Raw genomic sequence first — 24,006 nt, 5'->3', positions numbered from 1 at the left:
GACGCTTTATGGCCGATACCAAAGAACGCATCTTTCAAACCGATATTTTAAACAGCCTAGAAGCGCAGGGTTGGTTAGTCGGTAAAGCGGCCAACTACGACCGGCTTAACGCGCTTTATACTGAAGATTTACTTCACTTTGTGCGTGAAGCTTACCCTGAGCGCTGGGAGAAGTTTGCTAAAAGTAACCCGGCCAATCCGGAGAAAATCTTAATACAGGCACTAACCCGAGCGTTAGAGCGTGATGGCGCTTTGTATGTGCTGCGCCACGGTTTTAAGGTCATTGGCGGCCATATCAATATCTGCGCCTTTAAGCCTGATCATGGCATGAACCCGGATACTGAACGCCGTTATGGTTTAAACCGGTTGCGGGTAGTGGAAGAAGTATCGTACTCACCGCATGCCCGTGAAGGTGCCAATTCAGCAGAGTGCTATAACCCGCGTATTGATTTGGTGCTATTCGTCAACGGTATCCCCACTGCTACGCTGGAGCTTAAGAGCGAATTTAAGCAAACCATTGAACACGCTAAAGCGCAGTATAAAAAAGATAGGCCGTTAAAAGCTCCGCTAACCCGTAAACCTGAACCACTGCTGGCGTTTAAACGGGGTGCCTTGGTGCATTTTGCGGTAACGCAAGATGAAGTGGCGATGACCACTAAGCTGGCCGGTAATGACACCTTTTTCCTGCCATTTAATATGGGTAGTGATGAAGGTGGTGCCGGTAACCCCACACCCAAAACCGGTGATTATGCCACCAGCTATTTATGGCAGCAGTTATTTGCCAAAGACAATTGGCTGAATATCCTTGCCCGCTTTATGCACTTGCAGGTCGATGAAAGGCCGCAGTTTGATGGCAGTATTAGTCGCAAAGAAACCCTGATATTCCCGCGCTTTCACCAATGGGATGTGGTTAACCAGCTTATTCATACCACCCGTAGCGAAGGGCCGGGTAAGCGGTATCTTATTCAGCACAGCGCCGGTTCCGGTAAATCCAACTCTATTGCCTGGACAGCTCATCAGCTGGCATCGCTGTATCAGCAGGATGAGAAAGGGCAGCATAAAAAGCTGTTTAGCTCGGTAATTGTTGTGACCGACCGTACCGTGCTCGACAGTCAGTTGCAAAATACTATTCGCCAGTTTGAACATGCTGATGGCATGATTAAAGCCATTACCCGTGATATTGGTAATCTGAGTAAATCTGAACAATTAGCCGAAGCGCTGCAAAGCAATACCCGGATAATTATCGTTACCATCCAAACCTTTCCAGCCTTGTATGATGCGTTAGACCGTTACCCTAAGCTTGCTGAAGGGCATTACGCCATTATTGCCGATGAAGCGCATTCATCCCAAACCGGCTCGTCTGCGGCCAAGTTAAAGGCGATTTTAGGCAGTGATAAACCCGAGGGTGACGAATTAAGTGCCGAAGAGTTACTAAGCGCTGCCGTGGAGGCCCGAACACCAACTGACCGTATCAGTTACTATGCCTTTACTGCCACACCTAAAGGGAAAACGCTGGAGCTGTTTGGTCGCCCCGAGCATCCTGATGAGCCATTAAGTGATAGCAATAAGCCATTTGCCTTTCATCTGTATTCGATGCGGCAGGCCATTGAAGAAGGCTTTATTCTCGATGTGCTTAATAACTACACCACCTATGCCACGGCCTGGAAGATTGCTCACCCTGATGGTGAAGATACCGAAGTGGAAAGCAAGCAGGCACGCATTAAGCTAGCGAAATGGGTGCGGTTACACCCTTACAATATCAGCCAACGGGTAGAGATTATTGTTGAGCATTTTCGCACCAACGTACGCCACCTGTTAAACGGTCAGGCCAAAGCTATGGTAGTGACGGCAGGGCGTGAAGATGCGGTGCGCTATCAGTTGGCAATGCAGCAATATATCAAGGATAAAGGGTATACCGATGTGCATGCCTTGGTGGCGTTCTCAGGCAGTATTTTACCCAATGAGGTGATACCCGAAGAAGTCACAGAAACCAGTCAGCTACTTAATCCCGGTTTAAAAGGGCGTGACCATGCTAAGGCATTGGACTCGGATGATTTCAATGTGCTGATTGTGGCAAACAAGTACCAAACCGGTTTCGACCAACCCAAATTGTGTGCGATGTACGTTGATAAAAAGCTTGCTGGCGTGGAATGTGTGCAAACGCTGTCACGGTTAAACCGTACTTTCCCCGGTAAAATCCAAACCTTTATTCTGGATTTTGTAAATGCAACAGAGGACGTTAAAAACAGCTTTGCGCCCTATTACACCCGCTCTGAAATTGAAACGGTAACCGATCCTTACCTGATTTATGACATTCAGAAAAAGCTGGATGACGAGCATATTTATCAATGGACGGAAGTACGCGGATTTGCTCAAACCTTCTATGACCCTAAAGCCAGTGCCAGCAAACTGTCGTTCTTTGCAAAGCCCGCTAAAGAGCGTTTTACGCTGCGCTATCGGCAAGCGAAAGAAGCCTATCAACTCGCCCGTGACGCCAAAGCAAAGGCGCAAGCAGACGGTAATACCTACGGTATAAAAGCAGCGGAAGAGGGGATAAAGCAGGCAGGTGAAACGGTAGACCAGTTAGATCTGTTTAAGAAAAACCTAACGTCGTTTATCCGGTTGTACGAGTTTATGTCGCAGATTGTGCCTTATGAAGATAACGATCTGGAAGCTCTGTGCGTTTACGGTAAAAACCTATTACCGCTTTTACGCGCCGACCGGCTAGAAGACCCTGAAGATTTTGATTTAACCGGCACTGAGCTTACCCATTACCGCATTACCAAAAAGCAGGAACTGGCTATTCGCTTAGGTGAAGAAGATGGCCCCTACCTGAAAGGCATTACCGAAGTCGGTAGTGGTAAAGCGCATGACCCTGAGAAGAAAAAGCTATCTGAAATTATCGATGCCCTTAACGACTTATTTGGCGCTGAGGTAAGCGACGATGACAAGCTTCACTTCGCCCGTGGCGTGGCTGAGCGTATCCGCAAGGACGAGCCAACCATGGCGCAAATCAGCAAACATACTCCTGATGAGGTGATGTATGGCCGCTTCCCGCAGCTGGTCACTGATACCATCTTAGATTTAATGGGTGATAACGAAAAACTGGCCACCGAAGTGCTGGCATCTCAGCAAAAGGGCAAAGATTTTGCGCGGTTGATTTTAAGAATGTTGGCGGGGTAAAGCAATAATGAGGGATTATCTTTTTTTAATAAAAATAATCACTGTTCTATGTTTGATTTTGTTTACGATGGGCACTGGTTTGTTATTTATTGCATTCTTGCTCCTGTGTTATCAAATATATTCAGTATTTAAATATTTAAACCCACCTAAAAATTACCCCACTCCAAACCACTACACTCAAAAAGATGAAGTTAGGAAGTCTGCCAGTAGTGTTGATAAGGCTAAAGAGTTTCCCAAGTCCCTTGAGAAAGATAGGAGTGATTATATAACGCTATTTTTTTCAGAGATTAGGGTCGTAGGTGTATCTTTTACCAATACTAATGGAACAAACAGGCAAGACATCTTATCGCGTCTCAGAGAGGGTGCAAAGTTATCTTTAGTGCACATTCCTGATGAAAAGTACCCTAACCGTGTCTCTGTGCAGTCTGAATTTGGTTGTGTCGGAAACCTACCTGATGAATTTGCAAAAATGATTCTCAATATAGGTGTTTCAGAGGGGGAAGGGCATGTGGCAAGCATTGGAAAGAACTCGAAAGGCCTGATTGGTTTATATATTTATTTACGCGCTTATATAAAAAATCGTGTTGTAAGTGGTGAAATGTTAAATGGTTACGATAGTAAAACTGATCAATTTTTAAGCTTTAAACCTTCTTTACTTTACTACTTTTTAAAGGATTTTCAGAGGATTTATAAACCTGAGCATAGAATCATTCTGCTACATAAGAATAAGGGAGTTATGTTATTGGAAGGGTTATCAAATAAGGCATCCATGCCTAACATGTCATATAACAGCAATAGTGAGCCTTACCTAAACGTCAATATTCTATCCGAAGGGAGAACTGCGAAATTTACTTGTGATGTACTAAAAACAGACACGGTGAAAGAGGTATTAATTAGAAAGTCTGAGAGTTCTGAATACATAGCATTTTTTAACAAAAAAGACTGCAGTGTAGAAGATTTTAATAATTCAACGCTTTCTAATAATGGATTGCTACTTACAGGACTTGCTTCATCAGCTTTCTTGGTTAATGCCTTAACTAATGATAGAGAACAATTTCATCAATCCAATTATGATTTTCGTTCTGATCCTGCTGATTACAATGATAGTGATTATTTGGAACCTGATGAGGATTATGAAAAATATTATTGGGTAGCTGATGAAGATGCTAGAGAAATGAGAAATGAATGGAATAAATATGACGATTTCGAACATGATCATTCAATTGATTACTCTGAAAGTGAATGGGATTGAACTTACTTATCAACTTTCAATACCGGGTTACTAGATGGATTTTTTAAAACAACAAGGCATAAAAGCATTTAACTCTGGTATTACACTATTTCCGGATTGGGCGGCTTATGTGATAGGCCAATGCAGGGAAAATGGTTATGATCAGAAAAAAGCATTGCCGACACTTAAGCAGTTGTATGCCCAGATATTGGCTAACCCCGCAGTGTATGGTGTGCCATCTTCTTTTATTCAACGTGAAAGCACGTTGGCTGATGTAAGGCGTTTCAATTTAGACGAATTGCCGCAAGTTGATACCGGGTTTTATCTGGAGATGCTTAATTTACTGCTCACTGCCTGTTTCGACAAATGTTTACCTCAGCGTTTAACAATTCAACAAGCGCAAGAGTATTTGCTATATAACCTTGATGCAGAGTTCCATACAGAAATTTACGGTTGCATAAAAAGCCTTTACACAGCTTTAAAATATCACCCTGGTGCGCAGCGTTTTTTTGTTAGCTCAATTCAAAAGGTTGATGTATTCAACCCTTATGCACCGCATCACTTCACAGATGAAGATAAACGCATACTGCTCTGGGTAGGGAGCCTGTTAGGCAGAATTCAACATTTGGAGGCCTATGAGTCACTTGGAGATGGCTTTATAGATTACTGTAAGCTATTTAGGGCTCAAGTAAGTTATTTGTTAGACGGTAGCTTAGAGTCTGAGGCAGGTTTCCGGTTATCCGTCACTGATAAAAACGGCCATGAAAACTATTACTTAAGCGTTACGTTGAATCCGGGAGGTTTTGAATTTAACCTTTATGCTGATGGGAGTAACAATTGTAACGAACGCTATTCGGAGTCGGTTTTATATTGGTATGTCAATGAGGACGGCATTGAGAACGATGATTCGGCAAAACAGGTTTTACTTGAAGAGTACGAATACTGGTTTATTAATATGCAACCGGGCATCAAAATTGAAGCCTCTATCTTTATTGGTGATATGGACGAGTTCGAAGTTTCAACTATTGTAAAAAAACCAAACTTTCCGAAAAGTGATTATAGCCAAACAGATTGGTAAGATTGCCACAGTATCATACTAAGATTCTAATAAAAGCTAATCCAAGAACCCTTAAAATGTTCCCTATCTGATCCCTGCGCTTTAAAAAGAATTTATTTAAACCAAAGAAAGAATGTAAGTCATTGAAAAGATTGGTGGCCCCAGCTGGACTCGAACCAGCGACCGATCGATTATGAGTCGAGTGCTCTAACCAACTGAGCTATGGGGCCATTATATGTATGTGTTAAATCGCTTCTCGCCACTTGCAGTGACCGCCTTACACCTAAGCTATGGGGCCATTTCAGCATCTTGATGCTAAGTAACGTAAAGCGCAGGCAGTATAAAAACTTTTCGGCGCTTTGTCATCCGGCTTGTTAGGCTAAGTGGAGTTAATTGCTGATTTTTTAGGCTTAATTGCCGAGAAATAACAAAGGCGCCAATTGGCGCCTTTGTTTTTGCGTTGTGCTTACTCGTCTAAGAAGCTTTTTAATACTTCTGAACGTGAAGGGTGGCGCAATTTACGTAACGCTTTCGCTTCAATTTGACGGATACGCTCGCGTGTTACGTCAAACTGTTTACCTACTTCTTCTAAGGTGTGGTCGGTATTCATATCGATACCAAACCGCATCCGTAGAACTTTGGCTTCGCGGGCGGTTAAGCCGGCTAACACCTCGTTGGTAGCGTTTTTCAAGCTCTCCATGGTGGCGGAATCGAGTGGTGATTCACCCGCACCGTCTTCGATAAAGTCGCCTAAATGCGAATCTTCATCATCACCAATGGGCGTTTCCATTGAAATAGGTTCTTTGGCAATTTTCAGCACCTTGCGGATCTTATCTTCTGGCATTTGCATGCGTTCTGATAGTTCTTCAGGTGATGGCTCGCGACCCATTTCTTGCAGCATTTGCCGTGAAATACGATTAAGTTTGTTGATGGTCTCAATCATATGCACTGGAATACGAATAGTCCTAGCTTGGTCAGCAATAGAGCGGGTGATCGCTTGACGGATCCACCAAGTCGCGTAGGTTGAGAACTTGTAACCACGGCGGTATTCGAACTTATCTACAGCCTTCATCAAGCCGATGTTACCTTCCTGAATTAAATCCAGGAATTGTAAGCCACGGTTGGTGTATTTTTTGGCGATAGAGATAACTAAACGTAAGTTAGCTTCAACCATTTCTTTTTTGGCGCGGCGAGCTTTCGCTTCACCAATCGACATGCGACGGTTGATATCTTTAATTTTAAAGATGCTGAGGCCAGTTTCTTCTTCAACTTTTTTCAGCTTTTCAATATTGCGTACTAAGTCTTCCTGCATTTCTTGCAGTTTCGGCGAGTAGGCTTTATTGGCTGCGATCTCGGCTGATAACCAAGCCGTTGAAGTTTCGGCACCGGTAAAGGCTTTCACGAAGTTTTTCTTCGGCATTTTGGCGTATTCAACGCAGTGTTTCATCACTAAGCGTTCTTGCACGCGTACCCGGTCCATCATTTCACGCATGTTTTTCACTAAGCGATCGAACTGCTTAGGCACCAGGCGGAAACAGCGGAAGACTTCGCTCAGTTTTTCAATTTCTTCTTTGGTTGTGGGGTGTTCGCGGCCGTTTTGTACGATGGAGTGACGAGTCACTTCATATTGGGTACGCAACTCAGCAAATTTTACGCGAGCAACTTCTGGATCAGGCCCCGTATCCGTATCGCTATCGTCGCTGTCGCTATCATCATCGCTGTCGTCGTCGGTATCTTTACTGTCATCCTGATGTTCTTCAGGTAAATCAGAGCCGATATTGCTACCCATCACAGGTGCTTCTTCAACTTCGTTCGGATCAATAAAAGCAGAGACAATGTCGCTTAGGCGAATTTCTTCTGCTTCAAACTTATCCCATTGTTCTAACAGGTAAGTAATGGCTTCAGGATATTCAGCAACCGAAGTTTGCACCTGATTGATGCCTTCTTCGATCCGCTTAGCGATAACGATCTCGCCTTCGCGCGTCAACAACTCAACGGTACCCATTTCACGCATGTACATACGTACGGGGTCTGTGGTGCGACCTAATTCTTTATCTACGCTAACTAGCGCTTGAGCAGCTTCTTCCGCGGCGTCTTCATCGGCGGCGGCATCGGACATGATCAGATCATCAGCATCAGGTGCAGTTTCGTACACTTGAATGCCCATGTCGTTGATCATACGAACAATATCTTCGATCTGATCTGAATCGATAATGTCTTGTGGAAGGTGATCGTTAACTTCAGCAAAGGTTAGATACCCTTGCTCTTTACCTTTCAGGATCAGGAGTTTTAACTGCGACTGAGGACTTTGCTCCATAGAGACTTATCTTCCACCAAAGTTGATTAATCTAAAAATGCGAACTAGTGATTATAACAAAGCGGGGCTTTTCTAGCCAGCCGCGTTAGCCAACTGTTCGCGGTTTTTTGCTTTTTAAAGCTCTTAACAGCAAAACATACTCATGTTGTTCTGCTTGTGTTAGTTGTTTTAATTTATCTTTTCGTTCCAACGCTTCTAGTCGTTGTTGTAAATATATATCTTCGATCGAGTGAAACGTGTCGAGAAAATCCTGACTTAATTGTTCCGGTTCGATTTGATGTTCCCATGTAGCTAACTTTAACAGGATGGCATGCTCAGGCAAATCTCGCCAGTATTCCAACAATTGAGCTGTAGTTAGCTCAGGTTTTTCTAATAACAGTTCTTGTATTTTTAATAACAAGCTCATGCCAGGAATGCTTGCTGTTGCCAGTTCGGGAGCGTAGGGCATGACCTTTGCTAAAGACGGATACTGTAATAACAAAGCCATGGCGCGACGCATCGGTGTAATTTTTAGATTAGCACTGGCTGGGCGTGGTGCTACAGGCCTGGCGTTGCTGGGTTTAGTCCGTTGTGTTTTACGGCCTAACAAGTTATCCAGTTTGTCGGTTAATTGCTCGCGGTAAAAACTGCCGGGTATTTGTTTAATTAATTCAGCGCCTTTATTGGCCAGTGCCGATTTACCCGCATCTGTTGCCACATCATGCATCACCAACAAATGCTCGAATAAATATTGTGACAGCGGTTGTGCTTGCTCTAAGCGAGCCAAAAAGGCCTCTTTACCTTCTTTTTGTACCAACGAATCTGGATCTTCGCCATCAGGTAAGAACACAAAGTTAAGTTCTACACCGTCTTTTAATTGCGGCAAGGCATTTTGTAAGGCGCGCCAAGCTGCATCGCGACCGGCGCGATCACCGTCGTAACAACAAATTACCTGCGGAGCATACCGAAACAGTGTATTAATATGATCTGAAGTGGTCGCTGTACCTAAACAGGCTACAGCAAAACGAATGTCATGTTCCGCCAGTGCCACAACGTCCATGTAGCCTTCAACCACTAACAGTCGGCTTAGATGACCAGGTTGTTGGCGTGCTTCATATAAACCGTAAAGCTCCCGACCTTTATGAAATAAGGTTGTTTCGGGTGAATTAAGGTATTTGGGTTGCCCATCACCGAGTACTCGACCACCAAAAGCAATGACCCGTCCGCGCTTATCGCGGATCGGAAACATCAGTCGGTCACGGAAAAAATCAAACTCACGGCCATTTTCGTTGCGGCTAATCAGTTTTAATTGTAACAACTGATCTCGTATCGCTTTACCACCTTGGCCGCTGAGTACTTTCATCAGTGCGTCCCAGCTCTCTGGGGCATAGCCTAGTTGAAATTCGGCAGCGGTTTGGGCACTCAAACCACGACGAGCTAAATACGCTTGCACTTCCGCTGCTTTACTATGCTGTTGTAACTGCTGCTGATAAAAATCAGCCGCTTTTTGCATCAAGCTATAATCATCGGCTTGCGGTGCCGGCCTGTGCGGTTGGTTGCCTTGCTCACGCGGCACTTCCATATGCAGATCTTTGGCAAGCTCTTCAATCGATTCAACAAATTCTAGCTGCTCAAACTCCATCATGAAGGTGATGGCATTACCGTGCGCGCCACAACCAAAGCAATGATAAAACTGCTTATCGGGGCTAACGGTAAAAGAGGGGCTTTTTTCGTTATGAAAAGGGCAGCAAGCGGTGTAGTTGCGACTACCTGCTTTTTTTAACGGTACGCGTTTATCGATCAGCTCGACAATATCGGTACGAGCCAGTAAATCATCGATAAATTGACGGGGAATTTGTCCTGCCACTTTTGTCCTTTTTAATGCTGTTTCAGAAAAAGACAAACCGTGTTACAAGAACACGGTGTGCAGATAAAGCATGTTTCGAAAGCGGCAAGTGATTAACTTGGCAGTAGCACTGCGCTCCGCTTTCTACCGACAACCGGCAGCTGTAGATTAGTACAGGCGGATACGGCGTGCGTTTTCGCGAGAAAGCTTCTTAGCATGACGTTTTACCGCTGCTGCTTTCTTACGCTTACGAATCCAAGTTGGTTTTTCATAGAACTCTTTTGCACGTACGTCTGCTAATACGCCGGCTTTTTCACAAGAGCGCTTGAAACGACGTAAAGCTACGTCAAAGGGTTCGTTTTCTTTTACTTTAACTACAGGCATTAAATTCTCACCTCAGGCCAAAACTGGTTGTCGTTAACCAATACGATTAAAAATGGTGCGGTATTTTACGCAAAAAGCGCCCCAGATGTAAAGCGCTTATGCGATCTTAAATCAGATCATCTGGCTATAGGTGCTGCAAGCCGTTACAATGCGCGTTTTCAGGGCGGCAATCATAACGGAAAAAAGCAGCGTCTGCTTGCGTTTTTCTGCATTTTCGTCGTGCTTGGCGCAAATAATCTGCTGAGGCTCCAAGAATGCGTGTATTAGGTATCGAAACCTCTTGTGATGAAACCGGTATCGCCATTTATGATGGTGAAAAAGGGCTGCTTAGCCATGTGTTATACAGCCAAATCCCTATTCATGCTGATTACGGTGGCGTGGTGCCTGAGTTAGCGTCACGCGATCATGTGCGCAAAACCTTACCCTTGATTAAACAAGCTTTAAAAGAAGCCGGTTTAACGGCAGCAGATATTGATGGTGTTGCTTATACGGCGGGGCCAGGTTTGGCTGGCGCCTTGTTGGTGGGGGCCACTTTGGGACGCAGCTTAGCTTTTGCATGGCAGAAACCGGCGCTGGCGGTGCATCATATGGAAGGGCATTTACTGGCGCCAATGCTTGAAGAAGACGTACCGGCCTTTCCGTTTTTAGCATTATTAGTGTCGGGCGGCCATACGCAATTAGTGGCGGTAGAGGGCATTGGTCAATACCGTTTACTGGGCGAGTCAATTGATGATGCCGCCGGTGAAGCTTTTGATAAAACAGCGAAGTTAATGGGTTTAGATTACCCTGGTGGCCCGTTACTGGCTAAGTTAGCGAAAACGGGCGATGCTGAAAAATACCCATTCCCGCGGCCGATGACTGACCGTCCTGGTTTAGATTTTAGTTTTAGCGGTTTAAAAACAGCAGCCTCTATGGTAATTCAAAAAGAAGGCAACGCTTTACAGGTGCAAGCGGATATTGCCGCATCATTCCAGCAAGCAGTGGTTGATACCCTTTTGATAAAATGCCGTCGTGCCTTGGCAGAAACCGGCTATAAACGTTTAGTGATTGCCGGTGGGGTTAGCGCGAATGAATCGCTGCAACAGCAATTAGCCGAGTTGCTCAGTAGTTTAGGGGGGAAGGTGTATTATCCGCGCAAGGAGTTTTGTACCGACAATGGCGCGATGATTGCGTTTGCGGGTTATCAGCGTTTAAAGGCTGGGCAACAGCAAGATTTAACCATAGGTGTAACGCCACGTTGGCCGCTAGAGCAGTTACCTGCGCTATAAAAATCTCGGGTGCTTATTCACGCACCCGTTTTGATTTATCCCAAATTTTACTTTCTTGGCCGCGGTAGAGGCGCAAAATGTTTTCACGATGCCGTGCAATAATCAGCAGGCTAAGCATAAACACCGGCAGGGTATATAAAGGTTTAATCCACCAGGTAAATAGCGGTGCCAAAGCCACGGTCATTATTGCGCCCAGCGAAGAGTAACCCGTCACTAATACCACTGTTAGCCAAGAGCCAATTAATAAACCCGCTAAATCTAAGCCAATCGGCATCATTGCTCCTAACGCGGTGGCAACGGCTTTTCCGCCTTTAAAACCAAAAAATATCGGATAAATGTGACCGATACAGGCGCAAATACCCACAGCCCCTAACCATACCGGTTCGATTTTTAAGAAATAAGAGCCCCAAACTGGAATAGTGCCTTTGAGAATGTCGAACACTAAGACCAAAACGGCCGGGAATTTACCGCCAAGACGCAGCACATTAGTGGTACCGGGGTTACCCGAGCCATGAAAACGCGGGTCAGGTAAGCGAAAAAGTTGGCAAACCAGCACAGCTGAGGAGATAGAACCTAGCAGGTAAGCAATAAGCATCATTAACAAGATCAGCAGGGTCATTCCATGGTTCCTCAGCACCCTTTTTTACGATACTATTGCGGCATAATTGTCGGACAGCAAAATACGGGCGTTGCTGTATATATTCTATCCGACCAGCCTACCTGAAATGAAAAATAACGCAATGCGGAATTAACTGGATGGACATCGTTTTTATCAAGCAGCTACAGGTTGATACCGTGATTGGCGTGTACGACTGGGAAAAAACAATCAAGCAGCGCTTGCTGTTAGATCTTCGCCTAACCGCCGATCAGCGGGCTGCCGCTCAAGCAGATGATATTCGCTTAACACTTGATTATGCGGTGATTAGTGCCCGCGTGATTGAGTTGATTACTGCCGAACCTATTGAATTAATTGAAACCGTGGCTGAGCGCGTGGCGCATTTGTTATTAACAGAATTTAGTACCAGCCAAGTGGAAGTGACGGTCAGTAAACCCGGTGCGGTGCCTCAAGCGCAAACGGTCGGGGTACAGATCACGCGCTTTGCGCCAGAGGTTGATCACTGATGCCACGTATTTATATCAGTGTAGGTTCTAACATTAATCGTGATTTTCACGTGCGCCATGGTGTACGCGCCTTAGTCAGTGAACTGAGTGCGGTAACGTTATCTTCAGTTTATCAAAGTGAAGCCGTGGGTTTTGTTGGCGATGACTTTTTTAATATGGTGCTGGGTGCAGACACCGATTTATCTATTGTTGATTGCATTAGTTTATTAAAGCGCATTGAAGATCAATTTGGTCGCGTGCGTGGTGCCGAGAAGTTTTCTGGTCGTACTCTGGATTTAGATTTGTTGACGTACGATCAGCAAATTTGTGATTCACCCGTGGTGTTACCTCGGGCAGAAATTACCGAGAATGCTTTTGTACTGTGGCCTTTGGCTGAAATTGCCGCAGATGAGATCCATCCTACCACCGGTTTAAGCTATGCCGCTTTATGGCAGGGCTACAACCAATCCCAAAAAATATGGCCCGTTGAATTTTCATGGAGTGAGCCAACTTGAGTACCATTGAAGTTATTATCCTGTCTTTAATCCAAGGATTAACCGAATTTTTACCTATTTCCTCTTCGGCCCATTTAATTTTGCCGTCTGCCGTTTTTGGTTGGCAAGATCAGGGTATTGCTTTTGATGTCGCGGTGCATGTCGGTACCTTGTTGGCAGTGATGTTGTATTTTCGACAGGATATTGGCAATTTAACGGTGGGTTGGGTGAAAAGCCTCGGTGGTCACCACAGCACGGATAGCAAGTTAGCATGGTGGGTGATCTTAGCCACAATCCCCGCAGCCCTTGCCGGCTTATTGGCGGCCGATTTAATTGAAACCTTTTTACGTTCACCTTGGGTGATTGCTATCACTACCATCGTTTTTGGTTTGGCGCTATGGTGGGCTGATGTCACGGCAAAACAGCATATTCCGATGAATGCATTAACCTTAAAGCAAACCTTGTTTATTGGTTTTGCCCAAGCTATTGCCTTAATCCCAGGTACGTCGCGTTCGGGGATCACCATGACGGCGGCTATGTTAATTGGTTTAGATAAAGTCAGTGCTGCGCGTTTTTCTTTTTTACTGTCTATCCCGATCATCGTGCTCAGCGGTGGCTATCAGGCCAGCAAACTGCTCAGTGAGCCAGCCGAATATGATATGGGCGGCATCTTGTTAGGGGTATTGCTATCCTTTATCAGTGCCACCATTTGTATTCACTTCTTCTTAAAGATTATCAGCCGCATGGGCATGTTGCCCTTTGTCATTTACCGCATGTTGCTAGGTATCGGCTTGATGGCGTTTTTAAGCTTGTCTGCGAGCTAATTACCGTTTAGCGTTTGTTGTGCGTGGCTAATGGCTTGCAAGCGAGCTAGTTGCAAGGCCTCTTTAATGGCGGGCCCGGTGATGCCTTGTGTAATCAGGGCTTTTGCACTAACCGCCATCGCTGCTTCGGCCAGCTTGGGTAACAGCACTGCAGGGGGATAATCCGCTTGTTCAAAGCCTGTTCTACCGCGCAAATCAGCGGTACAGCACAGTAAAATATCGCTCAAACGCTCAGGCTTTCGCCACAAATCGATAGCGTTAAACAGTTTTAATACGGTTTTAGCATTAAGTTCTGCGGCACGATGGATCAGCTGATGGTATTCACAGACCAACAATGCCAGATCGCGACAGTCGTTGGGTACGCGTAGTCTTTTACATAATGCCGTAATGAGCGCTAAGCCACGATGTTCATGACCATGATGGGCGGGTAATTCTGCTGTTGGTGTCGCCCCTTTACCTACATCATGCACCAAAGCAGCAAAGCGGATGTCTAAGCGTTGACTTAACGCGGCCGCTTGTTGCAGCACTAATAAGCTATGAATACCGCTATCAATTTCTGGATGCCATTTTTCGGGTTGTGGTACACCCCAAAGCGCGGCAAGTTCGGGCATCAATACCGACAGTGCACCACATTGCTGTAATAACTGAAAATAAGCAGCAGGGTGCTCGGTATTTAACGCTTTAGCGGTTTCAACCCAAACGCGCTCTGCACTGAGTGTGGTTAATTCACCGTGCTGACTAAGCTGTGTCATCAGTGCTAAGGTTTCAGGCGCTACAGTAAAACTAAGATGCGCATAACGCGCATAAAAGCGCGCAACACGAAGCACGCGCAGTGGATCTTCAACAAAGGCGTCAGAGACATGGCGTAGCTGTTTTTGCTCTATATCACGCTGGCCGTGGAAAGGGTCAATATAGTTTCCTGCTGCGTCTTGGGCGATGGCATTGATGGTCAGATCGCGCCGGGCTAAATCTTGTTCCAAAGTGACATCTGGGGCGGCATATACCGTAAAACCAGTATAACCTGAACCCGCTTTGCGCTCTGTGCGCGCTAAGGCATACTCTTCTTTCGTTTTCGGGTGCAGGAATACCGGGAAGTCTTTACCAACTTGTTGATAGCCTTGGCTGAGTAATTCTGCGGGTGTTGCCCCCACAACCACCCAATCGCGTTCGTGAAAAGGGTAACCGAGTAATTGATCGCGTACTGCGCCGCCGACAAGATAAATTTGCACAAGCTTTCCTGCTGCTGGTTTTTTTGCCATTATACCTGCCTTGCGATGAAATGCAGTGCTAAAGGAATGTGATGTACACCGGATTTTTTGGTTTAAACAGTGCGCCATTTTCAATAGCGCCGAATCCCGACTTTATGTATCTCAGCCCACGTCATGCTGAAGCGTTAGCTCATTTGCGTTATGGCTTGGGGGATGCCGGCGGCTTTGTGCTACTGACCGGCGAAGTAGGTACCGGTAAAACGACCGTCTCACGCAGTTTGCTGCAAGAGTTAGACGAGACCACCGATGTGGCGTTTATTCTTAACCCCACGTTATCGGAATTAGAATTACTGGCGGCCATTTGTGACGAGTTGAAAATTCGTTACCGCAAAACTGATGCGAGCTTAAAACTATTAGGCGACAAAATTACCCAACGGCTGCAAAAAAACCATGATGCCGGCAAGAAAACCATTTTAATTATTGATGAAGCCCAGCATTTACAGCCTGCTGTATTGGAACAGTTACGCTTGCTCACCAATTTAGAAACAAACACCAAAAAATTATTGCAGGTGATTTTAATTGGCCAGCCAGAATTACAGCAGCTGTTGCAACGTAACGATTTACGGCAATTAGCTCAGCGTATTACGGCGCGTTATCATTTATTGCCGCTTAATTTAGCCGAAGTGCAGCAATATATGCGTTATCGTCTGCAAGTGGCGGGTTGTCAGCGACCGGTATTCAGTGACAAGGCGGTGAAAAAACTGTTTGAATTAAGCGGCGGTATTCCACGGTTATTGAATTTACTCGCCGACAGAGCGTTATTAGCAGCCTATAGTCAACAGCAAGCGTTAGTCGAATTAACACATGTGCAACGGGCTGCAGCCGAAATTTTGCCTAGTCACCCCGGCACAAGTCAGCGACAAGCTTTACCTAACTGGTTATGGCCGCTGTTAGCGCTATTAGGTATAATACTTGGGTTTTTATTGGCGCTACAAATTGTGCCGATACTGCGCGGAGAGTAAAGATTATGTCCATTTTAATGGATGCGTTAAAACAGCAACAACCCGCACCTCAGGTGCCATCCACCTTTTGGCGCAATGTGGCAATTAGCCTTGCCTTAATTTTAGCCACTACCCTTGGTTTTGTAGCCGGTTATATGCTGTTAGCCAGCAAACAATCGCCAAGCGATGTGACTCAACCGGCCGCACTGATCCCCGAGGCAGCGCAACCCGCAGGCCCAGCGTTAATAGCAAAAACCCTAGAGACCAAAGCGGTTGAAGCACCGGTGGTTGCAACAACAGAGCCAGAACCGGCCGCTGAGCCAGAGCGTTTTGCGCCTGAGCCACAGGTGGTAACTGTGACAGCGAATACACCACAAGCTGAGCCGGTGAACGAGCCGGAGATCTCGGCTGAGTTACGTGAGCGTTTTGCCAGTGCACTGGCCGAAACAGCAGGTAATCCGCGTTCTGCCTCGAATAATCTGACAACACACAGTGCGCCGGCGCAAGATATTGCCATGCTGGATCTCACTTTACAGCGGCAATTACCGAAGTTACGTTTTGAAGCCCATGTTTTTGCTACCCAGCCCGCTCAGCGTTGGGTGAAAGTAAATGGTAAATCATTACAAGAAGGGCAATGGATCACGGCTGATGTGCGCTTACGGGAAATTACACCGCAATATGTGTTGCTCGAATTTGGCCAACAACTTTTTAGCATGCGAGCGTTAAGTGAGTGGTGAGTTACAAATAGTTACGCACTTCTAAACCATATTTTCTTAAATCAACACAGCCTTCTATTTGTTCTTCTTGCTGCCGCGATAAATCGATGACTCGCGGCGGCAGATGATGTTGATGCACACTGTGGTAAAATACCTTTACCCGTGGCAACGTCGGCTTTTTCTGATTATTCTCCAGTACTAAGGCTAACCGTCCAGTCGTTAATCTTACTACGCTACCAGGCGGGTAAACGCCAATACATTTAATAAACAATTGCAGTAAACTATTATCCAGTTGTGCTGGCGCCATCGCCATCAGTTGCCGGATCACATTAAGCGGATTCACGTAGCTGGTTTGCACATTACTTAATTTCTCATACAAATTAACGATGGTTAGCATACGGCTACCATTACTGATTTGTTGTTCTTGCAGTGGCGGTGAGCCACTGCCATCTAACAAGGCACAGTGTTGGCTGATCCAAAAAGACACTTCGCCAGCCAAAGCCGTGCTTTGCTGCAACACCATCAAACTGGTGCTAATGGCGTTAGCATCCGGTTGTTGCAACAGCATCGGCTGTTGCGCTTTACCCACATCATGCAGCAAGGCTGCCGTGATCAGGTTTTGGACTTTGTGTTTGGGGAAATTTAAAAAACGGGCGAAAGCGGCCATATAAACGGCACAGTTAATGGAGTGTTGTAGCAGCATATCGCTTTTTTCGGCGATTCGAGTCAGATACAGCAAAACATCCGGATTGCGACTAACCGAATCAAATAACCCGGCACTGACTTCATGTACCAAGCTCAAATCAATAGGCTCTTCGTTTGCGGCGGCTTTTAGCACCTGCTGCTGTGTTTTTTTAGTTTGCTCTAAACTGCGCTCGGCTTTGGGTTGCTCTTCGGCAAATACTGCACGAAATGCTTCGGGCTCTTTTTCAGTTGGTGGCGGTTTTGTTTCGACTGGACGTGGGGGAAGTTGTTTGCTCGGGTCAATGGCAACGACAAGCACGCCCTGATTTTTTAAATTGCGGATGCTTTCACGTGTGCGGACAAAGCCAGCATGTTTGATGGCCAGTTGTCCGGTTTGCTCCAGCACTTTGACAATATAGCTGCCGGGCTGTAAATGGGCTATCGACACTCTTTGATATGGCATCTAATGATCTTTGCATCCGTGGAAAGTGTTGAGACTCAAATAAGTCGTATTTCTAGCATAGCAAAAAGCCCGTATTTAAGCGGGCTTTTTTAGTAGCATAAGCGTCTATTTTGCCGCGTTAACCGACGTTTTCAGCCATTGTCATTAACGAGGCATTTCCGCCAGCTGCTGTGGTGTTGATGGTAATGGTTTTTTCAGTGACTAAGCGATGTAACATTCGTTCATCGGCAGGCGCGGTGATTAACGGCAGTATTGCACCTTCACGCGCGGCGATGAGTTCTGCTGCCAGCGGTTTTAAAGCACTGCTGACTTCAATCACGGCACCGGCCAGATCGGTATGCGCTAACAACGTCGTTAAGCAATCTAAGCGAACTACCGCTAACAGATGTTGTGGCATACCGGCAGCAATTAACGCTTTAATACAGGCTTCCGCTTCGATAACATCATCTTCTTCAACCGCGGTGATCACGGCATTACCTGCGGCTAAAGCAGTAATAATGCTTAATAACCAATGGCTAAAACTGCTGGTGTCATCACGCAATAACGCTAAGATCCCGCGTGGATCTAACGTTAAAGTGTTGCTTTCACCTGTCGGCCCCGGCAGATTTATCGGCCGTTGCAGCTCCAGTTCAACACGTTGTAACTTGCTGCGTGCCACGGTTAACACTTGCTCTAAATCAGGCTCTTGTCGACTGACAACCTTGTTAGAAGCCAAAGAGGCTAAGAACTGCCGTAACACAGATGTACGCTGATTAATGGGTAAGGCTGCCCATTTATGCTGTGCAATATCCGCCGCTGGCATGGCATAAGCCACGGCACGGCTGGTGGTTTCTGCCAGCAAACGCACTTTTTTACCTTCATCTAACGCTGGGCAATCAACACTCAGGTTATCTTTGACTAAGCGCTGCAAATACAGTGGGCCACCGGCTTTGGGGCCGGTACCCGATAAACCACGACCACCAAAGGGTTGCACACCAACCACGGCACCGATCATGTTACGGTTTACGTAAATATTTCCGGCTTTAATTTCACGGCGAACTTTTTGCGTTAACTGATCAATACGGCTGTGCACACCGGTGGTTAGGCCATAGCCGGTGGCATTGATTTGCGCAATCACGTTATCAATCTCTTCCGCTTTAAAGCGAATAATATGCACCACAGGGCCAAACACTTCACGCTCTAACACGGTGAGATCGCTAATTTCGTATAAGTGTGGTGCAAAGAAGAAATGCTCCCCTTCTGCTGGGATCGGACAAGCAAAATGCAGCGTCGCTTTATCTTGCAAATACTGTACATGATTGGTTAAACGCTCATGTGCTTTGCTATCGATAACCGGGCCTAAATCGGTGCTTAACCACGCCGGATCACCTACGTGTAGCTCTGCCATGGCGCCTTTGATCATGGTGATAATTTTATCTGCAACATCCTCTTGCAGGAACAACACCCGTAAGGCCGAGCAGCGCTGACCCGCGCTTTGGAAACCCGAAGAGATCACATCATCGACCACTTGCTCAGGCAAGGCTGTCGAGTCGACTATCATACAGTTTTGACCGCCTGTTTCTGCGATAAGCGGCACAGGTTCACCGCCGCGCTCAGCTAATTTGCGGGCGATCCAACAACCGGTTTCTGTTGAGCCGGTAAACATCACACCTTGCACACGCAGATCCGGCACAATGTGCTCACCCACTTGGCGCCCTGGTGCAATGACCAACTGCACCACATGCTTAGGCATGCCGCATTCACTTAACAGCTCGAGCGTACGCACGGCAACTAAGCTGGTTTGCTCTGCCGGTTTGGCAACAACAGTATTACCGGCAACAATAGCGGCGGCCACTTGGCCGATAAAAATGGCTAGCGGGAAGTTCCATGGGCTAATACATAAGAACACGCCACGGGCTTGTTGTGGTTTAGCGAACAACAGCTCAGCTTGATGCGCGTAATAACGACAAAAATCAACTGCTTCTCGTACTTCCGCTACGGCATCGGCCAGCACTTTACCGGCTTCTTTAACGCAGAGGGTCAGTAATTCATCTTGATGTGCTTCCATGGCATCGGCTAAGCGGCGTAATAAGGCGGCACGCTCCGCAACCGGCGTATCGGCCCAACTGGCAAAAGCGGCGTCGGCATCGCTTAACATTTGCTGCATGGCTTCAGGGGTAGCATATTGCAGGTAACCAATCACTTCTTTTAAGTTGGCCGGGTTTACTACCGCTACGTCATCCGCGTCGCTGCTGACGACGTGCAGTTTGTCTTCCCACTCTTCCATACTTTGTTTTAGCGGCGTCAGCTGGTTGATGTCGGTGAGATCTAAACCCCGCGAGTTATTACGGCTGTGGCCAAATAAGGCTATGGGCAGTGGAATGCCTGGGTTACGTTTACTTTGCCAACCTTTCACGATTTCTACCGGGTCATGCAGTAAGGATTCAACCGGAATAGAATCGTCGATAATGTTGTTAACAAAAGAGCTGTTGGCACCGTTTTCTAATAAACGACGCACCAGATAGGCTAATAAGTCAGAGTGTTCGCCTACCGGGGCATAGATGCGGCACGGGATCTTTTCATTTTCGACAATCAGATCATAAAGTGCATCACCCATACCGTGCAGACGTTGGAATTCAAAGCCAGTCAGATCACCTGCCATTTCAATAATGGTGGCGACGGTATAGGCATTGTGCGTGGCAAATTGCGGGTAAATACTGTCACGATAACTGAGCAGTTTTTTGGCACAAGCTTGATAAGAGACATCGGTAGCCGGTTTGCGGCTAAATACTGGGAAGTCGGCTAAACCTTCTACTTGCGATAACTTAATTTCAGTATCCCAATAGGCACCTTTTACTAAGCGCACCATCATTTTACGGCCAACTTTAACCGTTAACTCGCGCAGCCATTCAATGACATAAAAGCCACGTTTTTGATAGGCTTGTACGGCTAAACCAAAGCCTTCCCAACCATCCAGTTCGGGGTCGCTAAACACTTTGGCAATCACATCTAACGACATGTCTAAGCGGTCAGCTTCTTCCGCATCCACGGTAAAGCCGATATCGTATTTTTTAGCGGCTAATGCCAGTTGTTTTAAGCGCGGCACTAATTCGGCATGCACCCGATCTAAATGGCTAAATTCATAGCGTGGGTGAATGGCTGATAATTTTACCGAGATACCCGGGCTAACAATGGGGCCCCGACCTTTGGCTGCTTTACCAATAGCTTCAATGGCGGTTAAATAAGCCTCAAAATAGCGATCTGCATCGGCCATGGTACGGGCGCCTTCGCCCAGCATATCGTAAGAATAACTAAACCCTTTGGCTTCCATGACGTTAGCACGTTCTAGTGCTTTATCAATGGTGGTACCCAAGACAAATTGCGTACCCATAATTTGCATGGCATAGCGCACGGCTTGGCGGATCACTGGCTCGCCTAAGCGACCACAAGTACGCTTGAGCAAACCAAATTGTTGTTTTTTCTCGTCATCAGAATAATTAACTAATTTACCTGTGACCAATAAGCCCCAGCTTGAAATGTTCACAAATAATGAGCTGCTGTTGCCTAGGTGAGCACTCCAATCGCCTTGCGATAATTTATCGCGGATCAGTCGATCGGCTGTTAGGCTGTCAGGCACACGCAGCAAGGCTTCGGCTAGGCACATTAATACCAAGCCTTCTTCTGTCGACAGTGAAAACTCGTTTAATAGGGCATCAACCCCGCCTTTACCCACCTGCGCTTGGCGAATATATAAAACCAGTTGCCGTGCACGCTCCCAGGCCCGACTGCGTGTTTTCGCATCCACTTCTGCCTGTGGCAACAAAAAGTCTAGAACGTCATCTTCATCGGCGCGGTAATAATCGCGAATGAGTTGGCGGATAGGGTCTGTGGTGACCAAAGAACCATTAAACAGCATAGAATTATCCTGATTGTCGATACGTGAATTGGCGCTGTCATTTATGACTCGCACGAACATGCCTTTGGCTTTGTTGTTATCAGCGGCATTTTAGAGAAAAGACCACAGCATAGGGTGGTTATTTTTGCGGTTTAACCGTATATAATTCTGTCAACAATATCAAATACCCAAGAAAATACTGCTATGAACTCGAACCCCAAAGCGAAAGCACTTGATCGTATTGACATCAGTATTCTCGATACGTTGCAAAAAGAAGGTCGAATTGCCAATGTTGACTTAGCCAAAAAAGTCAATTTAAGTGCAAGCCCGTGTATTGATAGAGTAAAACGTCTTGAAAAAGAAGGGTTTATTGAAGGTTATGGCGCAAGGCTGAATAGTGGCAAATTAGGTTATGGCACCGCGGCTTTTATACAAGTAACGTTAGATAGAACCACCAGTGATGTGTTTGATAAGTTTCGCGATGCCGTGGTGCAGATCCCGGAAGTGGCAGAGTGTCATATGGTTGCTGGGGGTTTTGATTATTTACTGAAACTGCGCTTACCGACGATGGAAGCTTATCGGCAGATCCTTGCCAAGATAGTCGATTTACCCGGCGTAGCGCAAACCCACACCTATGTGGTGATTGAGCAAGTGAAAAACGACCGCGGTTTACCTTTAAAAACACATGCTGATGCCAGCACGCCCCCGCAATAGGGGCGTTGGCATGTTACATCCAGCGGTCGCTGTTACGACGGCTTGGAATTAATTTGGGTAACAATAAACCGAACACTAAACCGAAGGTTAAAATCACACCACCAATGGTCATTGGCTGCTGCCAAAAACTCGCTTGGGTGGCATTCAGCTCAGTCGTTAAACGCTCGTTATTACGTCGCAGTTGTTCTAATTCTTGTACGGCTAAATCACGCTCGAGTGTCACTTGATCTAAAGTGGCTTGCAGTTGGCTGGCGCCTTGCTCAAGGCTATTTAAGCGCGAGCTTTGCTCTTGAAAAGTGGCCGTTAATTCACTCAGTTGGGCATTTAAACCGGGCGTAAATGTCAGATGCTCTTTTGGCAACCAAGCGGTTTTATCTTCCTCATACTGAATTTGCGCATAATCATTGTCTTCAGACAGGAATACCACGCTGCTTCCGGCCGCTAACGTGCCGACGATACGATATTGATTACCCGGCCCAGAGTGCAAGTACACCACTAAGGCATCGCTGATAAAAGCCTGTTTTTGCTCAGTTTGGCTTTGTGCCGGTAACCAGCATAGCAACAGACTGAGTAAAAATAACGAACGAACAGAGCTGCGAAATAATCTAAACATAGGTATCCTGAGACTTAATTGAAAACAGATGTCATATAACAATAACGGCGATGATAGGCAGTTGTGTGGCAATTGACAAGGACTAATAGCCGTAAGGCCAGTTCGCTGTCGGAGAGTGGTAATGAGTCTGGAACTTGAACTTAAGTATTTAATTAGTGCTGCAGATGCCGCGTTACTGCCGGATCTGTTGCAGCTTTACCCCATTTTACGTACAACTGAACCGCAATCACTGCTAAATGCTTACTTTGATACGGCAGAGCATTGGTTTCGGCAACATGATATGGGATTGCGCTCGCGCTTAAAGTTAGGGCGTTTTGAGCAAACCTTAAAGCTAGCGGGGCAACAACATGGCGCCTTGCAAATTCGCCCAGAATACAATGTACCATGTCATGGCGTCATACCGCAGCTTGACCAGTTTCCTGCTGAAGTGTGGCCCGCAGACACAGATATCAGCGCACTGCAAACACAGCTGGTTGAGCTATTTCGTACTGACTTTCAGCGCAGTAGTTGGGTGGTACAATTGCCGGATGCTGAAATTGAAGTGGTCTACGATAATGGCGAAGTGCGAGCCGGGGAGCGGCGCCAAGCGATTTCGGAAATGGAGCTGGAGTTACTTTCAGGGCGGCCACAAGCTTTGTTTGAACTCGCCGAATTCTTATTAAAAGCCTTGCCATTACGCACCGGTTGGCTCAGTAAAGCCGCCCGCGGTTATCAACTGTTTCATAACAAGACCACCGCCAGACCCAAGCCGTTAGCTGCCCAACAAGCCGCACAACCGCTACTGGTGTATTTGCAGCGTTTACAGCAATTAGAAAACTGCTATTTGCAAGAGTTAGCGCCTGATTTGTTGAGCGAGGTCGAAGACGCGTTACAGCAACTTGCGCATCAATTAACCGATGAAGGACAACAACTCTTGTCCAGTCAGGCCCGCACAGCGGCCAGAGAGTTGGCAGAAAGCGGTGCTTTAGTCTTTAACAGTCAGGCGTATCATCTGCTGTTATTAAAGGTATCCGCTTTACTGTTACAAGACGTTTAAGCAAAGGAGTACAA

General features: G+C 46.3%; 19 protein-coding genes and 1 tRNA gene. 11 read left to right on the top strand and 9 right to left on the bottom strand.

The window, feature by feature from the left end; all coding sequences use genetic code 11:
* Nucleotides 1–8 precede the first annotated feature (8 nt).
* The 3 genes from ACUJFK_RS16355 to ACUJFK_RS16345 are packed head-to-tail and all read left to right on the top strand — an operon-like array spanning nt 9 to nt 5,491.
* Nucleotides 9–3,182 (top strand): type I restriction endonuclease subunit R, encoded by a 3,174-nt coding sequence (locus ACUJFK_RS16355; protein ID WP_445425485.1) that lies wholly within the window; start codon nt 9–11, stop codon nt 3,180–3,182.
* 7 nt (nt 3,183–3,189) lie between these two features.
* On the top strand, nt 3,190–4,434 hold the full coding sequence (locus ACUJFK_RS16350) for a hypothetical protein (RefSeq protein WP_226751717.1): 1,245 nt from the start codon (nt 3,190–3,192) through the stop codon (nt 4,432–4,434).
* Nucleotides 4,435–4,468: 34 nt separating this feature from the next.
* On the top strand, nt 4,469–5,491 hold the full coding sequence (locus ACUJFK_RS16345; RefSeq protein WP_226751718.1) for a hypothetical protein: 1,023 nt from the start codon (nt 4,469–4,471) through the stop codon (nt 5,489–5,491).
* Between the two features lie 132 nt (nt 5,492–5,623).
* On the opposite strand, the gene ACUJFK_RS16340 is transcribed toward ACUJFK_RS16345, so the two are convergent.
* The 4 genes from ACUJFK_RS16340 to rpsU all read right to left on the bottom strand — a co-directional run bounded on the left by ACUJFK_RS16340 (nt 5,624) and on the right by rpsU (nt 9,996).
* Nucleotides 5,624–5,700, bottom strand: a tRNA-Ile gene (locus ACUJFK_RS16340).
* Nucleotides 5,701–5,936: 236 nt separating this feature from the next.
* Complete coding sequence (rpoD, locus tag ACUJFK_RS16335) at nt 5,937–7,787, bottom strand: RNA polymerase sigma factor RpoD (protein ID WP_226751719.1); 1,851 nt, start codon at nt 7,785–7,787, stop codon at nt 5,937–5,939.
* Nucleotides 7,788–7,872: 85 nt separating this feature from the next.
* Nucleotides 7,873–9,633: a DNA primase gene (dnaG, locus tag ACUJFK_RS16330; protein WP_226751720.1), complete on the bottom strand. Its 1,761-nt coding sequence runs from the start codon at nt 9,631–9,633 to the stop codon at nt 7,873–7,875.
* A 147-nt stretch (nt 9,634–9,780) separates the two neighbouring features.
* Entirely contained in the window at nt 9,781–9,996 is a 216-nt protein-coding gene (gene rpsU, locus ACUJFK_RS16325) for a 30S ribosomal protein S21 (protein ID WP_189430033.1), read from the bottom strand.
* A 254-nt stretch (nt 9,997–10,250) separates the two neighbouring features.
* On the opposite strand from rpsU, the gene tsaD reads away from it, so the two are divergent.
* The gene (tsaD, locus tag ACUJFK_RS16320) at nt 10,251–11,264 is read left to right on the top strand and encodes a tRNA (adenosine(37)-N6)-threonylcarbamoyltransferase complex transferase subunit TsaD (RefSeq protein WP_226751722.1); all 1,014 of its coding nucleotides are present in this window, start codon (nt 10,251–10,253) and stop codon (nt 11,262–11,264) included.
* Nucleotides 11,265–11,277: 13 nt separating this feature from the next.
* Here tsaD and plsY read toward each other — a convergent pair whose 3' ends face one another.
* Nucleotides 11,278–11,883 carry a glycerol-3-phosphate 1-O-acyltransferase PlsY gene (plsY, locus tag ACUJFK_RS16315; protein ID WP_229587069.1) on the bottom strand — a complete coding sequence of 202 codons (606 nt, stop codon included), beginning with the start codon at nt 11,881–11,883 and terminating at the stop codon, nt 11,278–11,280.
* Nucleotides 11,884–12,020: 137 nt separating this feature from the next.
* Here plsY and folB point away from each other — a divergent pair, with 137 nt between their 5' ends.
* From folB to ACUJFK_RS16300, 3 genes are read left to right on the top strand one after another with little or no spacing between them, the layout of a single operon-like run.
* Entirely contained in the window at nt 12,021–12,386 is a 366-nt protein-coding gene (gene folB, locus ACUJFK_RS16310) for a dihydroneopterin aldolase (RefSeq protein WP_445425484.1), read from the top strand.
* On the top strand, nt 12,386–12,880 hold the full coding sequence (folK, locus tag ACUJFK_RS16305; protein WP_226751725.1) for a 2-amino-4-hydroxy-6-hydroxymethyldihydropteridine diphosphokinase: 495 nt from the start codon (nt 12,386–12,388) through the stop codon (nt 12,878–12,880). Before folB ends, folK begins: the two co-directional genes overlap by 1 nt.
* Entirely contained in the window at nt 12,877–13,683 is an 807-nt protein-coding gene (locus tag ACUJFK_RS16300) for an undecaprenyl-diphosphate phosphatase (RefSeq protein WP_445425483.1), read from the top strand. The genes folK and ACUJFK_RS16300 overlap by 4 nt, the downstream gene beginning before the upstream one ends.
* On the opposite strand, the gene ACUJFK_RS16295 is transcribed toward ACUJFK_RS16300, so the two are convergent.
* Nucleotides 13,680–14,912, bottom strand: coding sequence for a multifunctional CCA addition/repair protein (locus ACUJFK_RS16295; RefSeq protein WP_445426799.1), 1,233 nt, complete (start codon nt 14,910–14,912; stop codon nt 13,680–13,682). The genes ACUJFK_RS16300 and ACUJFK_RS16295 overlap by 4 nt on opposite strands.
* 71 nt (nt 14,913–14,983) lie before the next feature.
* Between ACUJFK_RS16295 and ACUJFK_RS16290 the strand changes: the two genes are divergently transcribed.
* The gene (locus ACUJFK_RS16290) at nt 14,984–15,913 is read left to right on the top strand and encodes an ExeA family protein (protein ID WP_445425482.1); all 930 of its coding nucleotides are present in this window, start codon (nt 14,984–14,986) and stop codon (nt 15,911–15,913) included.
* Between the two features lie 5 nt (nt 15,914–15,918).
* The gene (locus ACUJFK_RS16285) at nt 15,919–16,629 is read left to right on the top strand and encodes a general secretion pathway protein GspB (RefSeq protein WP_226751729.1); all 711 of its coding nucleotides are present in this window, start codon (nt 15,919–15,921) and stop codon (nt 16,627–16,629) included.
* Nucleotide 16,630: 1 nt separating this feature from the next.
* Here the strand turns inward: ACUJFK_RS16285 and ACUJFK_RS16280 are convergent, their stop codons facing one another.
* Both ACUJFK_RS16280 and putA read right to left on the bottom strand, forming a co-directional pair.
* The gene (locus ACUJFK_RS16280; protein WP_445425481.1) at nt 16,631–17,755 is read right to left on the bottom strand and encodes an HD-GYP domain-containing protein; all 1,125 of its coding nucleotides are present in this window, start codon (nt 17,753–17,755) and stop codon (nt 16,631–16,633) included.
* 118 nt (nt 17,756–17,873) lie between these two features.
* Nucleotides 17,874–21,650 (bottom strand): bifunctional proline dehydrogenase/L-glutamate gamma-semialdehyde dehydrogenase PutA, encoded by a 3,777-nt coding sequence (gene putA, locus ACUJFK_RS16275; protein ID WP_445426798.1) that lies wholly within the window; start codon nt 21,648–21,650, stop codon nt 17,874–17,876.
* Between the two features lie 183 nt (nt 21,651–21,833).
* Here putA and ACUJFK_RS16270 point away from each other — a divergent pair, with 183 nt between their 5' ends.
* A complete protein-coding gene (locus ACUJFK_RS16270; protein ID WP_226751731.1) occupies nt 21,834–22,343 on the top strand; it encodes an Lrp/AsnC ligand binding domain-containing protein in 510 nt (169 codons plus the stop codon).
* A gap of 13 nt (nt 22,344–22,356) precedes the next feature.
* On the opposite strand, the gene ACUJFK_RS16265 is transcribed toward ACUJFK_RS16270, so the two are convergent.
* Nucleotides 22,357–22,956 carry a TIGR04211 family SH3 domain-containing protein gene (locus tag ACUJFK_RS16265; protein ID WP_306177824.1) on the bottom strand — a complete coding sequence of 200 codons (600 nt, stop codon included), beginning with the start codon at nt 22,954–22,956 and terminating at the stop codon, nt 22,357–22,359.
* Between the two features lie 121 nt (nt 22,957–23,077).
* Here ACUJFK_RS16265 and ACUJFK_RS16260 point away from each other — a divergent pair, with 121 nt between their 5' ends.
* On the top strand, nt 23,078–23,992 hold the full coding sequence (locus ACUJFK_RS16260; protein ID WP_229587121.1) for a CYTH domain-containing protein: 915 nt from the start codon (nt 23,078–23,080) through the stop codon (nt 23,990–23,992).
* Nucleotides 23,993–24,006: the final 14 nt, after the last annotated feature.

This window comes from Alishewanella sp. HL-SH06 (genome assembly GCF_052656265.1).
The sequence above is the reverse complement of the archived record's forward strand: the minus strand, read 5'-3'. Positions and strand labels throughout refer to the sequence as shown.

Bases quoted from the DNA above. Each gene is read 5' to 3' on its own strand.
- ACUJFK_RS16355 (WP_445425485.1), top strand. From the start codon at position 9: ATGGCCGATACCAAAGAACGCATCTTTCAAACCGATATTTTAAACAGC.
- ACUJFK_RS16350 (WP_226751717.1), top strand. From the start codon at position 3,190: ATGAGGGATTATCTTTTTTTAATAAAAATAATCACTGTTCTATGTTTG.
- ACUJFK_RS16345 (WP_226751718.1), top strand. From the start codon at position 4,469: ATGGATTTTTTAAAACAACAAGGCATAAAAGCATTTAACTCTGGTATT.
- rpoD (WP_226751719.1), bottom strand. From the start codon at position 7,787: ATGGAGCAAAGTCCTCAGTCGCAGTTAAAACTCCTGATCCTGAAAGGT.
- rpsU (WP_189430033.1), bottom strand. From the start codon at position 9,996: ATGCCTGTAGTTAAAGTAAAAGAAAACGAACCCTTTGACGTAGCTTTA.
- tsaD (WP_226751722.1), top strand. From the start codon at position 10,251: ATGCGTGTATTAGGTATCGAAACCTCTTGTGATGAAACCGGTATCGCC.
- plsY (WP_229587069.1), bottom strand. From the start codon at position 11,883: ATGACCCTGCTGATCTTGTTAATGATGCTTATTGCTTACCTGCTAGGT.
- folB (WP_445425484.1), top strand. From the start codon at position 12,021: ATGGACATCGTTTTTATCAAGCAGCTACAGGTTGATACCGTGATTGGC.
- folK (WP_226751725.1), top strand. From the start codon at position 12,386: ATGCCACGTATTTATATCAGTGTAGGTTCTAACATTAATCGTGATTTT.
- ACUJFK_RS16290 (WP_445425482.1), top strand. From the start codon at position 14,984: ATGTACACCGGATTTTTTGGTTTAAACAGTGCGCCATTTTCAATAGCG.
- ACUJFK_RS16285 (WP_226751729.1), top strand. From the start codon at position 15,919: ATGTCCATTTTAATGGATGCGTTAAAACAGCAACAACCCGCACCTCAG.
- ACUJFK_RS16280 (WP_445425481.1), bottom strand. From the start codon at position 17,755: ATGCCATATCAAAGAGTGTCGATAGCCCATTTACAGCCCGGCAGCTAT.
- putA (WP_445426798.1), bottom strand. From the start codon at position 21,650: ATGCTGTTTAATGGTTCTTTGGTCACCACAGACCCTATCCGCCAACTC.
- ACUJFK_RS16270 (WP_226751731.1), top strand. From the start codon at position 21,834: ATGAACTCGAACCCCAAAGCGAAAGCACTTGATCGTATTGACATCAGT.
- ACUJFK_RS16265 (WP_306177824.1), bottom strand. From the start codon at position 22,956: ATGTTTAGATTATTTCGCAGCTCTGTTCGTTCGTTATTTTTACTCAGT.
- ACUJFK_RS16260 (WP_229587121.1), top strand. From the start codon at position 23,078: ATGAGTCTGGAACTTGAACTTAAGTATTTAATTAGTGCTGCAGATGCC.